The 21,732-nt window shown below is 45.8% G+C and carries 19 protein-coding genes; 12 read left to right on the forward strand and 7 right to left on the reverse strand.

Features of this window, described 5'->3' with window-relative positions; all coding sequences use genetic code 11:
* Nucleotides 1–151 precede the first annotated feature (151 nt).
* From ACHUFW_RS09910 to ACHUFW_RS09920, 3 genes are all read left to right on the forward strand, one after another.
* Nucleotides 152–550, forward strand: coding sequence for a hypothetical protein (locus ACHUFW_RS09910; RefSeq protein ID WP_394202646.1), 399 nt, complete (start codon nucleotides 152–154; stop codon nucleotides 548–550).
* 255 nt (nucleotides 551–805) lie between these two features.
* A complete protein-coding gene (gene bioH, locus ACHUFW_RS09915) occupies nucleotides 806–1,591 on the forward strand; it encodes a pimeloyl-ACP methyl ester esterase BioH (RefSeq protein WP_394202892.1) in 786 nt (261 codons plus the stop codon).
* Between the two features lie 317 nt (nucleotides 1,592–1,908).
* The gene (locus tag ACHUFW_RS09920) at nucleotides 1,909–2,412 is read left to right on the forward strand and encodes a hypothetical protein (protein WP_394202648.1); all 504 of its coding nucleotides are present in this window, start codon (nucleotides 1,909–1,911) and stop codon (nucleotides 2,410–2,412) included.
* A 133-nt stretch (nucleotides 2,413–2,545) separates the two neighbouring features.
* Here the strand turns inward: ACHUFW_RS09920 and ACHUFW_RS09925 are convergent, their stop codons facing one another.
* The 3 genes from ACHUFW_RS09925 to greB form a co-directional block, all read right to left on the reverse strand.
* Complete coding sequence (locus ACHUFW_RS09925) at nucleotides 2,546–4,882, reverse strand: Tex family protein (RefSeq protein WP_394202650.1); 2,337 nt, start codon at nucleotides 4,880–4,882, stop codon at nucleotides 2,546–2,548.
* 178 nt (nucleotides 4,883–5,060) lie between these two features.
* Nucleotides 5,061–6,872 (reverse strand): thiamine pyrophosphate-dependent enzyme, encoded by a 1,812-nt coding sequence (locus ACHUFW_RS09930; protein WP_394202652.1) that lies wholly within the window; start codon nucleotides 6,870–6,872, stop codon nucleotides 5,061–5,063.
* A gap of 374 nt (nucleotides 6,873–7,246) precedes the next feature.
* On the reverse strand, nucleotides 7,247–7,729 hold the full coding sequence (greB, locus tag ACHUFW_RS09935) for a transcription elongation factor GreB (protein WP_394202654.1): 483 nt from the start codon (nucleotides 7,727–7,729) through the stop codon (nucleotides 7,247–7,249).
* A gap of 396 nt (nucleotides 7,730–8,125) precedes the next feature.
* On the opposite strand from greB, the gene ompR reads away from it, so the two are divergent.
* The 4 genes from ompR (at nucleotide 8,126) to ACHUFW_RS09955 (ending at nucleotide 13,189) form a co-directional block, all read left to right on the forward strand.
* Nucleotides 8,126–8,851 (forward strand): osmolarity response regulator transcription factor OmpR, encoded by a 726-nt coding sequence (gene ompR / locus ACHUFW_RS09940; RefSeq protein WP_394202656.1) that lies wholly within the window; start codon nucleotides 8,126–8,128, stop codon nucleotides 8,849–8,851.
* A gap of 9 nt (nucleotides 8,852–8,860) precedes the next feature.
* Nucleotides 8,861–10,174 carry a two-component system sensor histidine kinase EnvZ gene (envZ, locus tag ACHUFW_RS09945; RefSeq protein WP_394202657.1) on the forward strand — a complete coding sequence of 438 codons (1,314 nt, stop codon included), beginning with the start codon at nucleotides 8,861–8,863 and terminating at the stop codon, nucleotides 10,172–10,174.
* A gap of 167 nt (nucleotides 10,175–10,341) precedes the next feature.
* A complete protein-coding gene (locus tag ACHUFW_RS09950; protein ID WP_394202659.1) occupies nucleotides 10,342–11,073 on the forward strand; it encodes a winged helix-turn-helix domain-containing protein in 732 nt (243 codons plus the stop codon).
* A gap of 145 nt (nucleotides 11,074–11,218) precedes the next feature.
* Nucleotides 11,219–13,189 (forward strand): methyl-accepting chemotaxis protein, encoded by a 1,971-nt coding sequence (locus ACHUFW_RS09955; RefSeq protein ID WP_394202661.1) that lies wholly within the window; start codon nucleotides 11,219–11,221, stop codon nucleotides 13,187–13,189.
* A 55-nt stretch (nucleotides 13,190–13,244) separates the two neighbouring features.
* Here the strand turns inward: ACHUFW_RS09955 and ACHUFW_RS09960 are convergent, their stop codons facing one another.
* Both ACHUFW_RS09960 and ACHUFW_RS09965 read right to left on the reverse strand, forming a co-directional pair.
* Nucleotides 13,245–13,718 carry a peroxiredoxin gene (locus tag ACHUFW_RS09960; RefSeq protein WP_394202663.1) on the reverse strand — a complete coding sequence of 158 codons (474 nt, stop codon included), beginning with the start codon at nucleotides 13,716–13,718 and terminating at the stop codon, nucleotides 13,245–13,247.
* A 109-nt stretch (nucleotides 13,719–13,827) separates the two neighbouring features.
* Nucleotides 13,828–14,721, reverse strand: a complete 894-nt coding sequence (locus tag ACHUFW_RS09965) for a LysR family transcriptional regulator (protein WP_394202665.1) — start codon at nucleotides 14,719–14,721, stop codon at nucleotides 13,828–13,830.
* 492 nt (nucleotides 14,722–15,213) lie between these two features.
* Between ACHUFW_RS09965 and ACHUFW_RS09970 the strand changes: the two genes are divergently transcribed.
* Genes ACHUFW_RS09970 through ACHUFW_RS09985 form a run of 4 tightly spaced genes read left to right on the forward strand, consistent with a single transcriptional unit; the run spans nucleotide 15,214 to nucleotide 18,011 of the window.
* Complete coding sequence (locus tag ACHUFW_RS09970; RefSeq protein WP_394202666.1) at nucleotides 15,214–15,558, forward strand: MaoP family protein; 345 nt, start codon at nucleotides 15,214–15,216, stop codon at nucleotides 15,556–15,558.
* Nucleotides 15,559–15,603: 45 nt separating this feature from the next.
* A complete protein-coding gene (gene rimK / locus ACHUFW_RS09975; protein ID WP_394202668.1) occupies nucleotides 15,604–16,509 on the forward strand; it encodes a 30S ribosomal protein S6--L-glutamate ligase in 906 nt (301 codons plus the stop codon).
* Complete coding sequence (locus tag ACHUFW_RS09980; protein ID WP_394202670.1) at nucleotides 16,509–17,537, forward strand: succinylglutamate desuccinylase/aspartoacylase family protein; 1,029 nt, start codon at nucleotides 16,509–16,511, stop codon at nucleotides 17,535–17,537. The genes rimK and ACHUFW_RS09980 overlap by 1 nt, the downstream gene beginning before the upstream one ends.
* A 39-nt stretch (nucleotides 17,538–17,576) precedes the next feature.
* Nucleotides 17,577–18,011 (forward strand): ATP-dependent zinc protease family protein, encoded by a 435-nt coding sequence (locus tag ACHUFW_RS09985; protein ID WP_394202672.1) that lies wholly within the window; start codon nucleotides 17,577–17,579, stop codon nucleotides 18,009–18,011.
* A 45-nt stretch (nucleotides 18,012–18,056) separates the two neighbouring features.
* Here ACHUFW_RS09985 and ACHUFW_RS09990 read toward each other — a convergent pair whose 3' ends face one another.
* Together ACHUFW_RS09990 and ACHUFW_RS09995 are read right to left on the reverse strand one after the other, a co-directional pair.
* Nucleotides 18,057–18,227, reverse strand: a complete 171-nt coding sequence (locus ACHUFW_RS09990; RefSeq protein ID WP_394202674.1) for a hypothetical protein — start codon at nucleotides 18,225–18,227, stop codon at nucleotides 18,057–18,059.
* 153 nt (nucleotides 18,228–18,380) lie between these two features.
* A complete protein-coding gene (locus ACHUFW_RS09995; RefSeq protein ID WP_394202675.1) occupies nucleotides 18,381–19,142 on the reverse strand; it encodes a class I SAM-dependent methyltransferase in 762 nt (253 codons plus the stop codon).
* 243 nt (nucleotides 19,143–19,385) lie between these two features.
* Between ACHUFW_RS09995 and ACHUFW_RS10000 the strand changes: the two genes are divergently transcribed.
* The gene (locus ACHUFW_RS10000) at nucleotides 19,386–21,686 is read left to right on the forward strand and encodes a multiheme c-type cytochrome (protein WP_394202677.1); all 2,301 of its coding nucleotides are present in this window, start codon (nucleotides 19,386–19,388) and stop codon (nucleotides 21,684–21,686) included.
* The last annotated feature ends 46 nt before the right edge of the window (nucleotides 21,687–21,732 follow it).

The raw sequence follows: 21,732 nt of genomic DNA on the forward strand, positions 1-21,732 counted from the left end.
ACACATGTTAAATTTATTTTTGAGAAATAATATGGATAACAGATATGCAATTATGAATAAGACAACAGTTAAATATGAATAACTCTTATTCATATTTGTTTGTTGAGTTTTTATATAAATTAGCTGTACAACCTTTAAATTGAGAACCACAATGAACTTAAGTTGTATGTTAAATGAAAGCCAATACCAAGCAACGCTTTATCTCAATGATAGACCCTATAACGTACTCGACATCGGCGAGGGCCATTGCCTACTCGTCATTGTCGATGATATCGACCAATACTTAAGTCGACAGCCTACATTGAGCCAAGGGCAACGCATTATCATTGTCGATATTTCCAAGGTATTGCATCAAAACAAACTCTACATTGTCGAACAATGCTTAATTCGCGACTTACACCTTTTGTTAGATGTATTTTGGTTAGAAGAGGTAGAGATAAAAAATGAAGTCAACCACATCAAGATAGATGCTTTATATCGCATCACGGCTATCAGAAACCAGTTCAGTGCATCACTAAAACACCGACAACTCGGTCACATAGGCTCTTGATGGCTACAAGCGACACATCAGCCAGACGGCTTTATCCTTATGGGCTCATATTACTAGGACAAGGTGACGCTAGGACACGGTGATACTAGGACAAGCTGATCAATATGAAGTTGTCAGGCCAAAGCTATTAGACCTTCGCTAATGGGGCCAAACCTCACACCTTCAAACTAAAACGCCCAGCTTCTATCTGTGGTATATCTCACTGTAATTGGGGTAGACTAGCCGCCAGCTTTTTTACTATTACAATGGGCCAATATCGTGAGTTCAGCGTTAAGCATCCATACCTTAGGTCAAGGACAACCCATCATCATGCTCCACGGTTGGGGAATGAACAATGCGGTATTCACCCCCCTGTATGACCACCTGCAAGATTACTGTGTCCATTACATTGACCTGCCCGGTTTTGGACACAGTCCCGCAATAGACGGTCATTTTGATCAGTGGGTCGACCATCTCGTTGCCAACACGCCGACCAATGCAATTTGGGTCGGATGGTCGTTAGGCGGTTTATTGGCAACGCAAGTGGCTATCCGTCATCCTGAACATATTTGTGCATTAGCCACCATTGCGTCATCACCTTGTTTTATGGCGCAAAAGGATGAGGGCTGGCCAGGTATCGATCCGGCAATCCTCAGTCAATTTGGCACGCAGTTAGGGCAGAATCTGCCGAAAACCATTGAACGTTTTTTAGCGATTCAAGCCATGGGCAGCAGCACAGCCAAAGAAGACATCAAGCGATTGCGCGATTTGGTTTTAGCCAAGCCACTACCTGATCCACTGGCGCTAAAGCAAAGCTTATCAATGTTGCAGGAAATCGATCTGCGGCCGCAATTATCGACAATCGACAAACCGTGGCTGCGAGTCTGGGGAAGACTAGATGGATTGGTACCACGGCGTGTGCCGCCACATATGCCCAAGCATGATGCGCTCTACCAAGATTTAATTATCTCCAAAGCCTCCCATGCGCCATTCTTTTCTCATACAGATGAATTTAATCGTGGTTTTTTGCGCTGGTTGGCAACATTATACCAATCGGCATAAGAAAGTGAGCTACTCAGAGCTATTTTTGGCAAACTAGTTCGAGACGAATAACTTAAGTAATCGTGGTGCTATTGGGAAGTTATTCAACGAAGAAGTAGGCAGCCAAAAAACTCCCAAAGGGCGAGTTTTAGCACTTCTGATACTGTGTAAACGAACTTGAACGTAGAGTAACTATGCCCTTCATTCGTTGCCTTGCCTCACAAGTGCTAAACGCTCGCTGAGCGATCACATCTTTATGCCGATTGGTATTAGCTTAAGATGCTTTAACTCTTTAGTTATTTTGGTTATTATTTAACCATGGCTAGAGGAGTATATTCATGTTAGTGGTAACCAACTATCCCCAAGTACCGATTGCGACGACTAACGCCGCAACCGATGCTGCGCGCGTGGATAGTCAACAAAGACCACCGATTATACCGACTCAAGAAGCCACCAAAGGTCATGAAGAGCGCGCGTTTAATTCGCAAAATGAGCGCGCCGCTGAGCAAGCCAATGCCCAAGCTAAAATTAATGAAAGACTCCAAGGTAAACAGCAAGGTTCTGGGCAACAGCAACAAGAAGGCAAACAGCAACAGGAACAAAAACCTGCGGCACTGCCAGCAATAATAAAAGCAGCATTGCGTGGTAAACCGGCCCTGCAACGACGTGATATTCGCAGCTATCAACAGACGCCACAACCTAAGGCGACTAACGCGCAAATGTCGAAACTACTGGTGGATCAATCCCAAGAGTTTTACCAAGCAGTCGCTCGCCATGTTAGCGAGTTTTATCAACTGCAAACCCAGCCTAAACCTGAACCCAATTTATCTTCAGCGGTATAGTCTTTTAGATTAAGTCTTTTAAATTTAGTCGTTTAGGTTAAGTTACTTAAGCAGTACTCGTTCACTTTCACTTTGCCAGCAACATAAAAAACGCCGCAAGAAATTGCGGCGTTTTTGGTGATACCAATCGGTATTACTTTTTTAGCTTGGCAAAAGCATCTGCAAACGCGTTACCCATCGCGGCATTTACCGGTTGTTTCTGTTGCTGTCTTGGCTTGTGATTGTTCTTCTGTCCTTGAGCCTTAGCCGGTTTTTTAGCTGGGCGAGCTGCTGATTTTGCCGGTGCCTGCTCATCTAAACGCATACTTAACCCAATCCGTTTACGTTCGACATCCACTTCCATGACTTTCACTTTAACCACATCACCTGCTTTGACTATGGTATGGGGATCGCTAACAAATTTGTCCGTTAGCGACGAGATATGTACTAAGCCATCTTGATGTACACCCACATCCACAAAAGCACCAAAGTTGGTCACGTTTGTTACCACGCCTTCTAACAACATATTCGGCTGCAAGTCAGCAATTTGATTGACACCTTCTTTGAAAGAAGCGGTCTTAAACTCACCACGAGGATCGCGGCCAGGTTTATCAAGCTCAGCCAAAATATCGGTAATAGTTGGCAAACCAAAGCTGTCATTGATGAAGGCTTTGGCATCAATTTGTTTAAGTAATTCAGAATGACCGATTAACTGCTCTACCGGCAACTGCTGTTGCTTGGCCATCGCCTCAACCACAGAGTATGCCTCAGGGTGGACAGCAGAGCAGTCTAGTGGATTATCGCCGCCTTGAATACGCAAGAAACCAGCAGCTTGCTCATAAGCTTTTGGCCCAAGACGAGAAACTTTAAGCAGTTGCTTCCGTTGGCTAAACTCTCCGTGCTCATCACGGTATTCAACAATATTACGCGCTAAGGTTTTATTTAGGCCCGCCACTTGTGCCAGCAAAGGCGCTGATGCCATATTGAGATCAACCCCAACGCCGTTCACGCAATCTTCTACTACTGCCTCTAGGGATTGCGATAGCTGACTTTGACTGACGTCATGTTGATATTGGCCAACACCAATCGATTTAGGCTCAATTTTAACCAATTCTGCAAGCGGATCTTGTAAACGGCGCGCTATCGAAACCGCACCACGAATAGACACATCGAGTTGAGGAAACTCTTCAGCTGCCAATGCCGATGCCGAATACACTGATGCACCGGCTTCACTCACCATAATTTTAGTCAGCTTTGGCATCTCTGCCTTCATTGCCGCAATGACTTCGGCCGCTAACTTATCGGTTTCCCGCGATGCTGTGCCGTTACCAATAGCAATCAACTCCACTTTGTGCATCTTAATCAGGTTGCTCAAGGTGCGAATCGACTTATCCCAAAGGTTTTGAGGCGCATGAGGGAATATGGTTGAGTGAGCTACCAGCTTGCCAGTTTGATTTACGATGGCAATTTTCACCCCTGTGCGTAAGCCCGGATCCAGACCTAAGGTGGTTTTTGCTCCCGCGGGCGCTGCCATTAATAAATCACCTAAATTGCGGGCAAACACGTTAATGGCCTCGGCTTCAGCACGTTCACGCAACGCCGCAATAAACTCGGTCTCCATCTGCAAGGCAATTTTAATGCGCCAAGTGGCTGTCACTACGGTTTTCAGCCAGGTATCAACCGCGCTGCTGGTCAACTCAAGTCCTAAATGCTCAGCAATAATCACCTCACAATAGCTGGCAGATTTAGCTTCACTGTCAGGGTCAGCATTCATGCGCAATGATAATGCGCCCTCATTACGACCCCGTAACATCGCTAACGCGCGATGAGATGGCACCTTAGTAAATAGTTCACTATGTTCAAAGTAGTCTCTGAACTTGCTGCCCGCTTTTTCCTGCCCAGCGACCATGGTACTTTCAAGTACTGCTGTTTGTTTTAAATGACGACGCACCTTGTTGATTAAATCTGCATCTTCAGCAAAACGTTCCATCAAAATAAAGCGCGCGCCATCTAGCACGGCTTTAACATCAGCAAAGCCAGCTTCAACGTTGATAAATGCTTGTGCTTGACTATCAAGCTCATCACCACGCTCATCAAACAAGCGGTTAGCTAACGGCTCTAATCCGGCTTCGATGGCGATTTGGCCTTTAGTTCGACGCTTGGGTTTAAATGGTAAATAAAGATCTTCAAGGCGCGTCTTACTGTCTGCGGTCGCAATGGCATGCTGCAACGCATCGGTTAATTTACCTTGCGCTTCGATGCTCGATAAGATCACCGCACGGCGATCATTGAGCTCACGCAAATAACCTAATCGGCTGTGAAGCGTTCGCAGTTGAGTATCGTCTAACCCACCTGTCACCTCTTTACGATAACGGGCAACAAAAGGGACGGTTGCGCCATCATCAAGTAGCGTAATCGTAGAACTCACTTGTTGCTCGCGAATATTAAGTTCTTGAGCGATGATTTGAACAATGTTTTGCGTCATTTGCATATGCGATTGGTTCGTGCCAAAAAATTACCATGATTGTGTGGCACACAAGATACCACAGCCAGCAAAGCCTGTGCATGGATATTGAATTATCTGATGGTGATAACCTTGATCATCAGCCCATAAGCGCATCAAGATGATAGCGCCATGGGCTCATTTATCCGCACGAAGCCAATTCAAGCTAAGATTGGTTGCACAATTGCTGCCATTTCAATGTTGCTTGTGGGTCACCATTTCTAAAGCCAATATAGGTATTTAACTTGTTGGTTGTTTCACATTGATGTTCTGGTGCGGTAGAGGTTGGCACTTCAATCAAGTGAAGACCACCAGCCGCCACACAGGTTAATAAGGTATCGTATAACGCTGAGGTAGAGCTGCATTGATGCCCGCTGCCACCATAGGCTTTTATCAATAATTGTGGCTGAAACTGTTCATCGTTACAGGCGTAAATTGGCGCGTCGCCGGCTTTCCCTAAGTGGAAAATATTATTTCGCATGTAGATAATCACCACATTCGCCCGTTGCTTTTGGAGATTGATTAGCTCATTAGCCTGAAAATTAAAACCACCATCGCCTGTCATTACTAACACTGACTGGTCGCTCGCACTATCCTTAAGTTGGTCAACAACTGCCCGCGCATAGGGCAAACTGGTTCCCATTGCCGCATACCAAGGGTTAGCAAAATAACTACGTGGTAAATCACCGCGGTGACACTCAAGTTCAAAACTCGCAAATAATGAGTTGCCCACTTCAGGGACATAAACAAATGGCTTGTTGGTATGCCGCTGCGTTGTATTAATGGTTCGCGCAAGATTGTGATAACCCAAAGGTTCATCGACGATTGAGCGAGTAGCTAAGTCAGGCTTTTGTGCATCAGTTTTAACCCAAGGTTTATCAAAACGATGCTGCTCCGCCAGTTGAGTTAGATTGTCCATCACAGCTTCAATGTCTTTGTCCCAGTGAGCCGTGCCTTTTAACATCGTCTTATTGCCGTGATTATCCACACTGTGGGTCTGGCTGCTAAAAGCGTTATTGGTATCGGAAGGGAAAATAGCGCTACCCAGCTCAATAATATAATCAGCTTGCCGATCGATATACGCTTGTTGAGGCGACTCACTAAACACGCCGTTATAACTGCCCAAACACAGAGGGTCGGACTCATCTAGCATTCCTTTTGCAAACCAAGATCCGCCATAGGGAATATGGTAACGACGACAAAATTCGATGATCTTGTGTAATAACGCTTGATTCAAACGCAACTTTTCACCAATAAACACCAGTGGCGATTGCGCCGCACTGAGTTTAGTCATTATCGCTTGGGCAATACATTCAGCACCAGATAGATTCAAGGGTTGTAACTGCTGATAAACCGCGGGTTCGCTGGGTAAACTCAGTGCCTGGGTTGGCTGATTAATTAAATCTCGAGGGATTTCAATATAAACTGGCTGACGATGAACATACGCATAAATCAGTAGCGATAAACACTGCTCGGCAGCAACATTTGGCTGACCACTGTGTCGCTGGCCTTGTAAGCGCTCCGAGCGTACTCCCAAGGCTTTAAACGCATTCAATGCAGCATCAAGGTCGGTATGCCAAGCCGTATGGGGATGGACACTATGGTGTAACGCATGGCTATTGATTTCACTTTCACCTGGCGCGCCTGACAAGATAACTAAAGGTAAGCCCTCTGTTCTTGCCAAGGCCGCAGCCGAGGTGCATGGTAAACTCCCCACGGTATAGGTTGTCATGCATACGCCCAATGGATTGAGTTCTGCTTGGGCGCAGGCTGTGAAGCCTGCATGCATCTCGTTACTTGAGGGCAATACGTCGACTTTTTCAACCAAGGCATTAATCAAGTTAGCGACAAAGTCGCCACCAACGCCATAGACTCGCTTAACACCGAAAAATGCCAGTAATTGCCCTAAGCTATCGCCAAACTGAGGCAAAGTTGCTGCGTACGCTTGACCAAAATTGTCCTGAATTGAAACCGACACTAGAAATCCTCACTCGAAATAATGCCGACAGACTAGATGGGGCGACGCTAGCTGGCTTTGATCAAGATCAGTTTCCCAAAAATGCTTATTCATCCCGCAGTGTAAAGTTAGCGGCACACAGGCATAAGCGGTGATAGCAAATGCGCTGAAAACTCAGCAATCACCTTGATTTGGTGATTGCCGAACAAACTATTTTGCTGGTATGAGATATTTACAAGGTAGCTAACGCGAGCAAGATGGCTAACGCGAGAAAGTCACGACAAGATAGCGAACACTAGATAACTAAGGCTAGATAACTAACACTAGGTAATTAACACTAGATAATTAGCCATGCACAAATAGCCGAATACAGATACAGGCCGCTGCTATGACTCTTAAACATCAAAAGACTGGTATTGAATTTTATTAACGTACCACTCCTTTGACCCAGATGGCGTTTTAACAACGACTTCATCATCAACTTGCTTACCAATCAACGCCCTCGCCATGGGCGAATCGATAGTGATGTACCCCTGTTTAGTATCCAGCTCATCCTTGCCCACAATACGATACTGAACAATGTCACCTTGTTCATTTTCTAGTTCGACCCAAGCACCAAAATAGACTTTGCCCTCTTGCTGAGGCGAGTAATCAACAATTTTAAGATCTTCGACTCGCTTCACAAGATAACGAACACGACTATCTATTTGACGTAGTAAACGTTTGTTGTAGGTATAGTCCGCATTCTCAGAGCGATCGCCCTGGGCTGCGGCTTCCTGCACTTTCTTGGTAATTTCAGGTCGATACTCTTTCCATAAATACTTCAGTTCGCGATCCAACGCTTGCCAACCTTCACGCGTAATGAGCATTGCTTTCATGTTTGTAGTCCAAATAAAGAGGTAAAAACAAAGTAACCTGTGAAATTCTAGCGCTAGCACTGCAAGATTACTATGCCATTTGTTTTGATCGCCTCTTAATTAATAGCTACAGCTAAATCACACTACAATGACTTTAAAGTGTTCTAAAATCAGTCAATAAAGACTGTTAAGCATATCAATTTAGTTACAATTTTTACCACGCGTAAAACAAATAAATAATTACAACAATTCAACAACTTAAGGCGGCCAAGCAATAATAATCACATGTTAATTAATCGTTAGGTTAATTTGCCCTAGTCTTTTTATTACCAAAAAAGCTATATTAACAATGACATCTAGCGCAGCCAGTTAAGCGACTGCGCACTGTTACCGCAAACTGTTTAAAGGACTACAAGCATGGGACAAGAAACCTCAAAAATTCTCGTCGTCGATGATGATATGAGACTACGTTCGCTACTGGAGCGCTATCTTGTGGAGCAAGGCTATCAAGTCCGCAGTGCGGCAAATGCAGAGCAAATGGATCGCTTGCTTGAGCGGGAGAATTTTCACCTTTTGGTGTTAGATCTTATGTTGCCCGGTGAAGATGGCTTATCAATTTGTCGCCGCTTACGCCAAAATGACAACGCCATTCCTATTGTTATGCTCACCGCCAAAGGCGATGAGGTTGACCGCATTATTGGCTTAGAGCTAGGTGCGGATGACTACTTACCAAAGCCTTTTAACCCGCGAGAGCTACTTGCGCGCATTAAAGCCGTGATGCGTCGCCAAGCACCAGAAGTCCCCGGAGCACCCACCCAGCAAGAAGAACTGATCGAGTTTGGTGAATTTTCCCTCAACCTTGCCACGCGAGAAATGTACCATGGCGATGAGTCGATAGCTTTGACCAGTGGCGAGTTTGCTGTACTCAAAGTCTTAGTGAGTCACCCGCGTGAACCTTTATCGCGAGATAAACTCATGAACCTAGCCCGCGGACGAGATTACTCAGCACTAGAACGCTCTATTGATGTGCAAGTATCACGACTTCGTCGCCTGATTGAAAAAGATGCCGCCAACCCAAGATATATTCAAACGGTTTGGGGACTGGGCTACGTATTTGTGCCTGATGGTGCGGCGCGCCGATAACGCATCGGCATGAAGTGGTTTAAAAAATTCCTACCTGCCAGTGCATTTAGCCAAACAGTTTTACTGATTGGCTCTTTGCTATTGGTCAATCAATTGGTGTCCTACTTATCGGTGGCGGTCTATTTTATTCAGCCCACCTACCAACAGATCAACCAGCTCATTGCGCGGCAAGTCAACTTACTGTTTGTCGACGGTGTGGATGTCGGCCGTGAACATCTAACCATGGTAGATGCACTTAACGCCAAAGTGCGTGATGATGCCATGGAAATTTACAACCAAAAGCAAGCAAGAGAAGCAGGTATTGAACGCGCCACCTACTACAGCTTATTGTCATCACAAATGTCTGAACATCTCGGTGGCCGAGCTGAAGTACGCATCGCCCAAGGCGAGAATTTTGAGATATGGATTAAACCACCGCAAGCACCTTCCATTTGGATTAAAGTGCCCCTCACCGGATTTAAAGATTTTGGTTTATCGCCTTTAACCTTGTATTTAATGGTGATTGGTGCCCTCAGTGTCGCGGGTGGATGGTGGTTTGCCCGCAAGCAAAATAGACCACTCAAGCGATTACAAAAAGCGGCACTTTCTGTTTCTCGTGGTGACTACCCGGCCCCATTACCCACGGACAGTGGCTCAACAGAAATCATGGAAGTGACGCAGGCATTCAACCAGATGTCCCATTCGATGAAACAGCTGGAACAAGATAGGGCGCTGTTGATGGCGGGAATTTCCCATGACTTACGCACCCCGCTAACCCGAATACGTTTAGCTTCAGAAATGATGGTTGAAGAGGATGAATACCTTAAAGAAGGTATTGCCCATGATATTGAAGATATGGACGCCATCATTAATCAGTTTATTGCCTATATTCGCCAAGATCAGGAAAGCAATCGCGAACTGACCCAATTAAATGACTTAATTGAAGATGTCGCAGAGGCCGAATCTAAACGCGAAGGCAAAATTGAGTTAAACCTCGACAGCTTGCCACCGGTTCCCATGCAGGCGGTAGCCATAAAGCGGGTGATCAGTAACTTAGTCGAAAATGCTGCTCGTTACGGCAATGGTTGGACATTGATTAGTTCAAGCCACAGTGGTAACAAAATCTACTTCAGCGTCGAAGACAATGGCCCTGGCATCAATGAAGCTGAAATCAACGAACTGTTTCAACCTTTTACCCAAGGTGACAGCGCGCGTGGCAGCGTAGGTTCAGGCTTAGGTTTAGCGATTATCAAACGTATTGTCGATCGCCATCAAGGTAGTGTCAGTCTAAGCAACCGCGAGCAAGGCGGTCTAAAAGCACAAGTATGGCTGCCATTAGACTAAAATCATATAACTAGACGCGGACATTCGCCGCCTGCGTTCGGGTTTTCACCTATACTTTCTTCTAATCATTGTCACCTGTAATACCTGTTTACATAAACGACCAACATGACATATTTTTCTGGTCCACAATGCTAATGAACAGGGGGAGTTTCAGGAGTATATTGTTTATGGACGAAGTAAAGTCGAGAGTATTGCTGGTAGATCAAGATGTAAACAGTAGAAATGCAATAGGAAAATACCTCAGCGAACAGGGATTAGACGTCAGTTTCGCAGACAGTGCCAGTCAAATGGATCGCATGTTAGCGATCGATGAATACCACCTATTATTGCTCGATATTAAACTCAACGGTGAAGATGGCTTATCGGTTTGCAAAAGGTTACGCCAAAAAGAGAATCACATCCCCATTATTATGAAGTCTCAATACGGCGATGAAATTGACCGTATTCTCGGGTTAGAGATTGGTGCAGATGACTTCTTACCTGATCAATGTAATCACCGAGAGATGCTCGCTCGGCTGCATGCAGTTATTCGCCGCAGGCCAATAGAAACCAGCGTCGCTGCGCCCCATGAAATCACTTTTGGCCATTTCACGCTCAAATTAGATAGCCGTAAAATGTACAAAAACAACCAAAGCGTTGCCATGACCAGCAGTGAGTTCGCCATTTTACAGGTTTTCGCCAACCACCCTAATGTGCCGTTAACCCGAGAAAAAATTGCTGCGTTATCTAAAGGAAGTGATCATATGCCTTCAAATCGCGCCATTGATGTGCAGATATCTCGACTCAGGCGCATTATTGAAACCGACACAGCTCATCCCGATTACATACAAACTGTCTGGGGATTGGGCTATGTTTTTATTCCTGAAGCAACCTCACCACTGACAGCAGAAAAAGTCTAATTATGATGTTTGATTAGGCTAACTAATCGAAACAATACACATACATTAGCAAAACATACTGTTCTAAGAAGTGGCCAGCTAGACGTCATCAATTTGCAACAATAGTGCAATAATCTGTCGGCAAATTAACCGCTTGGCCACACTGATGAGAATATCCACCCTGTCATTAACTGCTTCGGCAAGCTTGCTGCTACTTGCTGCGACCTTAGCTGCGGTCGTGATTTGGAGCAGCCAGCAACGTCAGCAAATTGAACTAGAAACCGAACAACTGTCGCAGATCCAGCAAACCTTCTTGGTCGAAGTCCGACGCGAGTTAGAAACCTATCTTACCACCGGTGACAGTACGCGCTTAGCCGCTGCGAAACAGCAACTAATGACCATGTCTGCTGATATTGGATATATCAATCACCCCACAGCAATACAGGTCGGTGAACAACTGGGTAACTTCACTCTCGCCCTTGATGGTAAATACTTAGCCGCAGGCAAACTCGCGGGCAATCCGCGACAACTCTTGTCCCATGCAGAATCAGAAATGATGGACAACAATCGCCGCTTAGCGCAATACGCTTTTGATGGGTTAAACCAAAACCCTGAGCTCGCCAATCAGTATTTACAGCTTTCTAACGAACTTAGCCCACTGGTTTACCGTTTATCGCAGCTGACTCAAGATTACCTTATCGGCAAAGAACAAAAGCTAAAACCATTCTTAGAAAGAAACATTAACGATTTAGCCAACTGGCACCAAAAACTCAAGCAACTGGGGCTTATTGGTGTTTACCAAATTGAAGAAGTGGATGAATTTGCGCTTGGCAACGATGAACCTGAACGCTTTGAAGTGGGTGAAAGCTATCGTAATGAATTGCTAAGCTTAACATTACGTTACGGCAAAGAAGTCGAGAACACCCATAATTTGTTGATCGATAATCAGAACGTCCAGGCGCAGATGCGCACCGCCATCACCGATATTGAGCAATCTTTGATAGCACTGGGCCAAGTGCAAAAAACTCAAAATCTGCAATTAAAGCAAGAGTTGCAAACCGCGCTTTATGCCATGGTATCTATCTTAGCCCTGTTTGCACTGGGTTACCTATTCTTGCAACAGCGACGGGTAGTTAAACCACTCAAAAACCTTAACCATGCCTTTATGCAGCTAAGTGAAACCAATAGCCGCGAACGGTTGGTGATTCAACGCCGATGCGAAACAGGGCAAATTGCCAGCCACTTCAACCAGCTACTCGACCGGTTTGAAAGTGAGGATGAACAACAACGACTACAGATCACCACGGTATCGCAATCCCTTAGCCAATTGGTTCAGCGCATCAGCCTCATCAGCTCCAGCACTGAACAAACCCAACAGATTGTCGAAGTGGCACTTGAACAAACCGAGCAAGTTCGTGAACTCGCGCGTGAAGTTAACCTTAGCTCTGAACAGGTGGAGCAAAGTGCTGAATCCACCCGCGCCGATATGCAACGTTCGCAAACAGAAGCAGAAGCCGTACTGGCTGCAACGGAAGAAACTCAGCAAGCAGTGACCAATTGCCACCAGTCACTCTCCAGCCTGACTACCTCTGTCACTGATGTATCTAAAATTATTGATGTCATTGGCAATATTGCAGAGCAAACCAATTTGCTGGCACTCAATGCCGCCATTGAAGCCGCCCGCGCAGGAGAGCAAGGTCGCGGCTTTGCCGTGGTTGCCGATGAAGTGCGTAATTTGTCACTTCGCACCCAACACTCGCTCAAAGAGATCATGACCATACTCAGTCAACTCACTGAAGCTAACGGTGAGTTAGAAATCAGCGTAAAAGGTATTGGTGATGCATCAGAAAAACAAAAGCTACGGGCACAAGCCCTGTGGCAAGTAGCTCAAGATGTACAGGCTCAAGCCCATGAAATGACGCTCACGGCCAAACAAGGTTCGGCCCACTCTTTGGCTCAAGTAAGCCATTTAGATGATTTTGTTCGGGCGATGGCAGAATTAAAACAACACGCTCAAGGTGCATCAAACCAAAGCGATGACATCGCTCAAGAGGTCAAACAAAGTGTCAAACGTATTGAAAGTAGTCTAGGTATTGAAGCTGAAGCGCAGCCAATCGCCATAGAGCACGCTGCATAGTGGCAAAGCGAATCAACAGGCGTTAGATTGAGCGCCTGTTGATGTGATCTAAGCGCTACAATAAAGCGAGGACAGTTTCAGCTTTGCTGGCTTCAAAGGTTTTGGGTTGCTCAAGCTGTAATCTTGTCACCACGCCATTGTCGATAATCATGGCGTAACGTTGGGAACGAACACCGCCAAAGCCGCCAGTATCCATGGTTAAACCTAACGCTTGGGTAAAACTGCCATCACCATCAGCCAACATCATCAATGCATCGGCGTTATGTTGCTTACCCCACGCTTTCATGACAAATGCATCATTAACCGAGACACAAGCGATAATATCGACGCCTTTATCTTTAAACACATCAGCGCTGACAACGTAACCGGGTAAGTGCGCTTCAGAGCAGGTGGGCGTAAATGCACCGGGCACCGCGAATAACACCACTTTTTTACCAGCAAATAATTCTTCGGTTTTGTGATGCAACATGCCGTCTTCAGTTAACTCGCTGAGCATGTCACAGGGCAATGTTTGACCTTGTTCTATCATGTTACTCGCTACCCTAATTTGTTGATGGTTATTATTTTGTTAAACCCTACTATCTTGCACCCATTGAGGAGATAGCGCAAATTTTGCCCATGTGCTGATGCCAAAGCAATTATTCTGCATCGTTACTATCACCTGCCTGCTGCAAAACAAACGGCGTCAATGGCTCGGTTTTATCAATCAAACGCGCCACTTTGCTGATTGCCTTAATTGCCACTGCATCTTTACGATAAGACAAATACACAGGCCGATACCAAGGCTGCTGGGCATCGACCTCATACAGTTGTCCTGATTCCAGAAATGGAGTGACTACCACCCTAGGCAAATACGCAGCCCCACCCTTTTCTAGAATGAAATTTAACGCAATCTGACCGTTAGATGTGCGCAAGTAAGGCGGTGGCATCTTGGCGTGGCGCTCAGCATGTTCCGACGCAAAGCGAGTTCCCCAGTCAACATAAACATAGCCTTGGGTCAGGGCATTACTCGCTGACTGTGGTTGCGAGCACACCAGCACTAACTCCAACATGGCCACCTGTTGGCTAGCAATTTCATCTGTTTTCATCGGGTCAAAACTGACGCCAATATCCAGCGTCCGTTCCATTTGCGCCCGTGTCATCTGCTCTAAACTCAGCACTTCAGCACAAAACGAGTAACCTTGTAACTCTTCAGTCACCACGCTCAACCAATGCTGCAAAAATGCATCCCAAATATTGGGGGTACCGGCAATGGTGAGCTGCACGGCATAGTCTTTAGTCAATAACAGCTCGGTTTTAGCCTGATCTAATGTGCGCACCATGGTTTCACCGTAGGGGACTAATCGCTCGCCGGCACTGGTCAATTTGATGGCATTGCGGTCTCGCACAAATAAAGTAGTATCAAAAAAAGCCTCCAATTGTTTTATACGCGCACTCACAGCGGCCTGAGTGATATAAAGATTATCAGCAGCTCGGCCAAAGTGCTTTTCTCGTACCACTTCAAGAAACGTTTTAAAGACTTTTATATCCATAATCTGTCCAACTTTACTTAGTGTTGACTAGAGTCTATTTACCTTTCGAACTTAATGTTTGCTTGAGCATTGATTCATGTAGCACAACAACACCTCATCAGCGCCGCTTAGCATGAAAGTCCAACAACTCGCTGCCAAAATAGCTATGAAACGTCAACGGCCCCTAACCGCTGCAACGATAAATATTGACTCACTTTGATAACACTCTAAGGGTGAGTGAAATCAGCAAACTTGTCCATTTAAATCAGTCAGCTTAGTGCGCTTAAATCCGCAACTAACGACCACCTTGATACGGTATAAATTCACGCCAAATCTTAGCGATCAACTGAACCTTAATCACAAACAAATTTTGTTGTGACGATAGAAATTTTTCGTTTTCTTTTTATCCCCAATAGCTCTACCTTTCGCCCCACGAGCTACCCCCTAAAACGGGTTAAATTTTATCAAGTTCAAAACTTATAAAACTCTTTTTTAATCATAAGGATGAGCCAAGTGAGCAATCAAAAGTTTAGACTCAGTGCCAGTCACTTTTATGACGATGCGAATTTCCCAAGAGGATTCAATCGTTGTGGGGAGTTCACGCGTGTACAAGCTGAATTACTCACCTTGTACGGCTTAAACATGCAAGCCCTAGCGGCTGGCATGCTACTGGCCGAAAACGAAGAAGAGCAGCACTTTATCAACGTAGTACAAGGTATCGAAGTCGCCAACACACTGATCGAAATTACCTGGATGAAGTATTTAAGTTTAATTACCACGCCAAAACGATTCTTCTCGTTGTCTGGTGAACGTAACTTAAACAAGCAGCCGCAAACCAAGCAAAACAGTGAATATTAGCTACATTAACTTAAACAACTTATTGACATTAAAAGGCCAGATTCAATGCGCATAGCGATTCTTTCAAGAAGCGAAAATCTCTACTCCACTCGCCGCCTAAAAGAGGCCGGTGAAGCTCGCGGTCACCAAGTAGATATTATTGATACCTTGCATTGTTATATGGACATCACCAGTAGCAACCCAACCGTACGCTATATGGGTAAAGTGTTACCTAAATATGACGCTGTGATTCCACGCATCGGCTCTTCCATTACTTTCTATGGTACCGCTGTGGTGCGTCAGTTTGAAATGATGGGCACCTTTTGTGTCAATGAGTCTGTTGCGATTAGCCGCTCACGGGATAAATTACGCTCTTTGCAATTGCTGTCTCGTAAAGGCATTGGGCTACCCAGAACTGGCTTCGCGAGTCGCCCAGACAAGATTCAAGATTTAATCAAGAATGTCGGTGGCGCGCCATTGGTCATCAAGCTATTAGAAGGGACACAGGGCATTGGTGTCGTATTAGCTGAAACCACCAAAGCGGCAGAAAGTGTTATTGAAGCGTTTATGGGGCTAAAAGCGAATATTTTGGTGCAAGAGTTTATCGAAGAAGCTGGCGGTGCCGATATTCGTTGCTTTGTTGTCGGCGACAAAGTCGTCGCAGCGATGAAACGCCAAGCAGCTGAAGGCGAGTTTCGCTCTAACCTTCACCGTGGCGGCAGTGCTCAATTGGTACGCCTAACCAAAGAAGAGCGAGCAACGGCAGTCAATGCTGCAAAAGCAATGGGATTAAACCTGTGTGGCGTAGACATTTTGCAGTCTAATCATGGCCCGGTGGTGATGGAAGTTAACTCCTCACCAGGACTTGAAGGCATTGAAGTTGCGACCAATAAGGATGTAGCAGATTTAATTTTTCAGTTTATTGAGAAACGCGCTAGGCCCAATGCCAACAAAACCCGAGGTAAAGGTTAATGGCACAAACGTTAACAATCGGTGGAATCGACATCGCACCGGGTGAGCAAAAACAGCTACAGTTACCTGTATCTAAGCTCTACACCGACACCGAAATCTCGATTCCAGTGCATGTGATCCGGTCGAAAAAACCCGGCCCTACTGTGTTTATCAGTGCGGCTGTGCACGGTGATGAGCTCAATGGTATTGAGATCACCCGACGCTTGATTGCCCAGCAATTAAAGTTAACCCGCGGCACATTGATAGTTGTGCCTATGGTTAACGTGTATGGCGTGCTCAACCAGAGTCGCTATATGCCAGACAGACGCGATCTGAACCGCTGCTTTCCTGGCAGTGCCAAAGGCACACCCGCAGGTCGTTTAGCGCATATTTTCTTAAATGAGATCGTTAAACACTGCGACTATGGTATCGACCTGCACACAGGGGCAATTCATCGTTCTAACTTGCCGCAAATTCGCGCCAACTTAAAAGATGATGAAACCTTGATGCTGGCCGAGGCATTTGGTGTGCCGGTGTTATTAAATGCTAACCTGCGCGATGGTTCTTTACGTGAGTCAGCGGTTAACCATGGCGCTAGAATATTACTGTATGAGGCGGGTGAAGCACTGCGATTTGATGAGCTTTCTATTCAAACCGGCATTAAAGGTGTGCTGAATGTATTGTCTGCCCTTGGCATGATACGCAAACGCAGAAGCAAACGTAAAATAGAGCCTTTTGTGACCAACCGGAGCAATTGGACTCGCGCCAATGCCAGTGGTTTTGTGCGTGATTTTGTCGAACTGGGCCAACAAGTGGAAAAAGGCACGGTATTGTCTGAAATTAATAGCCCCTTGGGCGCGGTTATTGCCCAGGTTATCTCTCATCGAGCGGGCATTATTATCGGCAAACAAAACATCCCTTTGGTGCAAGAAGGTGATGCTATGTTCCATATTGCTTATTTCGGTGAAGCCGACGATGAAGTCGCCGAGCATATTGAAACCATGCAGGAACAGGTACAACCGATAAGTGCGGCAATGCCGTTACTGTAATTAATGCTAGAACACAGAGAAATAACATAGAGAAGTACCATGAACAGAATGATCATTGGCAACTTAGAAACCTGTCATCTACCTGACCTAGGGATTCACGATCTCCATGTTAGAGTCGATACCGGTGCAAAGACCTCAGCGTTGCACGTAGATAATCTACGTCAGTTGAAAGTTAACGGTAAGCCCTTTGTCGAGTTTGATCTGCACCCAGACGTGTACAACCTTGAGCAAACGGTTCGCTGCCAAGCTCAGCTACATGACTCTAGGCGTATTAAGTCGTCTAACGGTGAAGTAGAGCAGCGCTGTGTAATTCAAACCACGATTCAATTGGGCGACCAGAAATGGCCGATTGAATTAACATTGAGTAATCGTAAAGATATGAGTTACTTGATGTTACTCGGCAGACAAGCCATGGGCGACCGTGTCTATGTTGATCCCTCAGCCACTTACCTAATCAGTGGCTACAACGGTTAACCGATACTGGTGCTATCTGCGTGCAATGCGCAAATAGCACCTCAGCTATCTAAAATCTGCTCCTTGCAACGCAAAAAACAGTACCGTCCCGGCACTGAGTAACCCAAATGGAATGACCGCAACAAGATATGCCAACGCGAGGCTGACTCGTCTAAACCAAAGCAGCGCTGAGCTATGTTTCGTTTTATGCAGTCTTTTTACTGCATAAACAGACATCGCACACCATAAACAGACCAATGCCAAAATTTGGCCATCACTACCGCTATCAAACGATTTGGCAGTAGCCCAAAAAAGCCCACCATGGACAACAAAGATTATGCTTACTACGCCAAGATAAGACAGCAAACAACGACGCGCTAATAACAAAACTTAGCTTTTCATTGCCGCTTTAACATAAACATCAAAGCGATTTTTTTTAGTGGCAATCACGGTGCTTGGCTTAACACCGGCGAGATCATCGGCATAATCAGGGCGTTTTACCACCACCCGTTTCGTGGCAAGGGCCATTGCTGGTGCCAACAAACCGTCGGCATCAGTGTCGGCACCAACTAAGGTTTGAAATACACGCATCTCTTTTTTAATCTGCGCTGATTTCTCTCTATGGGGATACATGGGATCTAAATAGACCACATCGACCTCTCCACCTGACTGTTCACCAGCTTGTGCCAGCGCCTGTAAACTCGAACCATGAAACAATTGCATCCGCTGACGCATCCAACTACCTATTTCACTATCTTCGTAGGCACGGCGCAAACCATCTTCCAGCAGTGCGGCAACCACAGGGTTACGCTCCACCAAGGTCACCTTGCAACCTAATGATGCCAATACAAATGCATCTCGACCAAGACCCGCTGTGCCATCAACTACGCTTGGTGTCACGCCTTGTTTTAAGCCAACGGCTTTGGCAATCGCTTGCCCACGGCCACCGCCAAACTTACGTCTATGGGCGACAGCGCCACTGACGAAATCAACACTAATGCCTTTTAACTTGGGCTCATCTCGCTTGTTAAGAATTAACTGACTGTGCTCAAAAATTAATTCAAACGGCGCCTGACTGTCATGAACAAGCCCCCAACGTTGTGCGATGGATTCTAGGGATGGATATTGACGGTTAAAACAAATCTTAGTCACAACATAACTCAGTTAAAAAGCGGCTTCGCCATAATACCATTCATTGAATATAAGCGATGAAAAATTATAAAAACTCCTCAAAAAAGTCTCTCAAAAAATCTCAAAAATCCCCAATCCCGGTCAAAAGCGCCGAAGAAATTAGAAATAACAGCTAAACCGGTTTGTGTTCACAAAGGCACGGCACTAAATCAGGCAACCTTGCTATCAGCCTGACGTAGATAGGCATGATAAATAGAGAGTGAGATGATGAAACAACTACCATTTAAACAAAAACTAAGCCACGTGGCTTTGTTGTCAGTACTGTTGGCAGGGATGACCGCATGTTCTGATGGCGAAGACGGTAAAGATGGTCAACCTGGTGAGCCAGGTGGCCAAGTCAGTACTTCTGCAAAAGTGCTGACATTAACAATTGATCAAACCAGTATTACCGATAATGTGCTGACCATCGATTTTCGTGCAGAAAATGAATTGGCCATTCCGGTCATCAAAATTAATGCATTTAAAATCAATAGCGCCCAACTACTCCCAGAGCTGGAGGGCGAGCGTTCACAATGGCAAAAACTCGTTGGTGAAACCTGTTCGCCTAGCAAAGGTTGCCCGGGTGAATTAGTTGACAATATGGACGGGAGTTATCGCTACACGCTAGCCCAACCTCTGGTTAATGGCGGCATTAGTTTCGACGATAGCCTAACTCAACGCGTGCTATTTACCGCTTTGGAAACCGACAATATCCCTGCCACCGAAGTCATTAGTGACTTTATGGTTGATGGTATGGAAGTCAGCAATAATCGCAGTATTATCAACGCCGATACCTGTTTGAGCTGCCATGACGATATCGCCAGCATCAAGCACGGTGGAGCCCATCTAGAAAACTGCGCCAGCTGCCACACAAGCAACAACATGGACAACCCAGACGCCATTTGGCCAGTCCTTGCTCACCAAGCCCATATCGGTGTGATCCCTCAAGCACTGGGACAATGTACAACTTGTCACAGTAAAGAAGTGAATGAGCAGCACAAGCAAGCCACCAACTGGCATCAAGTTCCAACACGTGAGACTTGTTCAAGTTGTCATGATATGAGCAGCAACCCTGTTTATGATCACAGTACTCAGCCTGACAACAGTAACTGCTTAACTTGTCACGCGCCTGACAACACCTACGACGTGCACATGAGCGCTTCTGAAAAAGCCGTTGAAGGTGATGAGCGCAATATCGTCAACATACAGCTTGAACAAGCCAAATTGGTTGAGAAAAACAATCAATACTTTGCTGAAATCAGCTTCGCGCTGCTTGACCGCCAAGGGCAACGTATTAGCGTACCCGATGGTAACCCTGCCAATGCAGATTGGATTAAAAACCTGCAACTCTACACAAACTGGGGTACCTCTGTTGATTTCACCACCAGCCGTGGATACAGCATTTTTGTCAAGAGTAACAAAAAAGACATCACCCAAGATGGTAGCGATGGCATCACACCACCAGGTGAACGGGCGCGCACACCATTGTACAAATCAGAAGATAATGTCTTTACCTACTTGATGGGGCCAATTGTCACTCAAGACGCAATTTCTGGTGACTTAATTGACGACGCAGGATTTATTACCAATCGCCTGATTTACTGTTTCGATGCTGGCCAGAACCTCGTTAGCTGTGATCAAGCTGGCCACACTAAAAATGCCGAAGCAAACAAGCGTTGGTTCTTCAATAAAGATGGCCTCACTACCGCTCCTGAAGCCAAGCGTCCAGTGATTGTAAGCAACAAAACCTGTGGATCTTGCCATGGTTACGATGAGTTTAATGATAACTCTGAGTTAGGTTGCCGCAACTGCCATAGCCGTGATACTGAAATCAACCACGAACTGGCTAACACCACGTGTTTCTCAGGTCATGATCACGACGAACTAGGAGAACATGTTCGCCCATTCAAAGAACGAGCGATGGTCGCTAAAGGTAAGCCAGGCTTCTTAAGCTCTACCGCTGATATTGTTGACCCTTGCCTAGCGTGTCATAACCCGAATACGCCGCCAACTCAGGCTATTCGTGAGATGCACACTAAACCTAGTGACTGGGATTATGTTGAGCAGCTCACTGTCAGCCACCCTGACCACAAAGTATGGATGCACTCTTTGCATACCAACCAACGCGCAACCCAAGACCGTGAAAATGGTGTACGTAACATTGAGTACCCTGCTGATAAAGCCAACTGCTATCGCTGCCACGAGGGTGATACTTTTGGGGTTGACCGCCTCACAGCAGTGGGTCGCCCATTGGCACTAGATCTTGATTACGATCCGGATTCACGTGCGCATCCTGCCACGGATATCTCTGTTAACGCATACACCTCGCCAGTCTCTGCAACCTGTTATGCTTGCCATGCTAAACATGAAGACGCTAACGGTAATATGGTCATCAACAAAGCTGTTCGTGCCCATATGGAGCAAAACGGCGGCCGTTTTGGTGTTGCAGCCCATGAGCTTCAGGTTGAATCATGTGGTGTTTGCCACTCGGTGATGAACCTAAAAGAGGTACATAACTTAGACTAACCCTGCCATCAGTATTGCCACCTAGACTGCATTCTAGGTGGCAATT

Source organism: Shewanella waksmanii (assembly GCF_043643685.1).
Lineage (GTDB): Bacteria > Pseudomonadota > Gammaproteobacteria > Enterobacterales > Shewanellaceae > Shewanella > Shewanella waksmanii_A.

What these genes read in the sequence shown, in the direction of transcription:
- ACHUFW_RS09960 (WP_394202663.1), bottom strand. Translation starts at nt 13,718, where the DNA reads ATGATAGAACAAGGTCAAACATTGCCCTGTGACATGCTCAGCGAGTTA.
- envZ (WP_394202657.1), top strand. Translation starts at nt 8,861, where the DNA reads ATGAAGTGGTTTAAAAAATTCCTACCTGCCAGTGCATTTAGCCAAACA.
- ACHUFW_RS09990 (WP_394202674.1), bottom strand. Translation starts at nt 18,227, where the DNA reads ATGTCTGTTTATGCAGTAAAAAGACTGCATAAAACGAAACATAGCTCA.
- ACHUFW_RS09965 (WP_394202665.1), bottom strand. Translation starts at nt 14,721, where the DNA reads ATGGATATAAAAGTCTTTAAAACGTTTCTTGAAGTGGTACGAGAAAAG.
- ACHUFW_RS09910 (WP_394202646.1), top strand. Translation starts at nt 152, where the DNA reads ATGAACTTAAGTTGTATGTTAAATGAAAGCCAATACCAAGCAACGCTT.
- ACHUFW_RS09985 (WP_394202672.1), top strand. Translation starts at nt 17,577, where the DNA reads ATGAACAGAATGATCATTGGCAACTTAGAAACCTGTCATCTACCTGAC.
- ACHUFW_RS09925 (WP_394202650.1), bottom strand. Translation starts at nt 4,882, where the DNA reads ATGCAAATGACGCAAAACATTGTTCAAATCATCGCTCAAGAACTTAAT.
- rimK (WP_394202668.1), top strand. Translation starts at nt 15,604, where the DNA reads ATGCGCATAGCGATTCTTTCAAGAAGCGAAAATCTCTACTCCACTCGC.
- ACHUFW_RS09980 (WP_394202670.1), top strand. Translation starts at nt 16,509, where the DNA reads ATGGCACAAACGTTAACAATCGGTGGAATCGACATCGCACCGGGTGAG.
- ACHUFW_RS09955 (WP_394202661.1), top strand. Translation starts at nt 11,219, where the DNA reads ATGAGAATATCCACCCTGTCATTAACTGCTTCGGCAAGCTTGCTGCTA.
- greB (WP_394202654.1), bottom strand. Translation starts at nt 7,729, where the DNA reads ATGAAAGCAATGCTCATTACGCGTGAAGGTTGGCAAGCGTTGGATCGC.
- ACHUFW_RS09920 (WP_394202648.1), top strand. Translation starts at nt 1,909, where the DNA reads ATGTTAGTGGTAACCAACTATCCCCAAGTACCGATTGCGACGACTAAC.
- ACHUFW_RS10000 (WP_394202677.1), top strand. Translation starts at nt 19,386, where the DNA reads ATGATGAAACAACTACCATTTAAACAAAAACTAAGCCACGTGGCTTTG.
- ACHUFW_RS09950 (WP_394202659.1), top strand. Translation starts at nt 10,342, where the DNA reads ATGGACGAAGTAAAGTCGAGAGTATTGCTGGTAGATCAAGATGTAAAC.
- ompR (WP_394202656.1), top strand. Translation starts at nt 8,126, where the DNA reads ATGGGACAAGAAACCTCAAAAATTCTCGTCGTCGATGATGATATGAGA.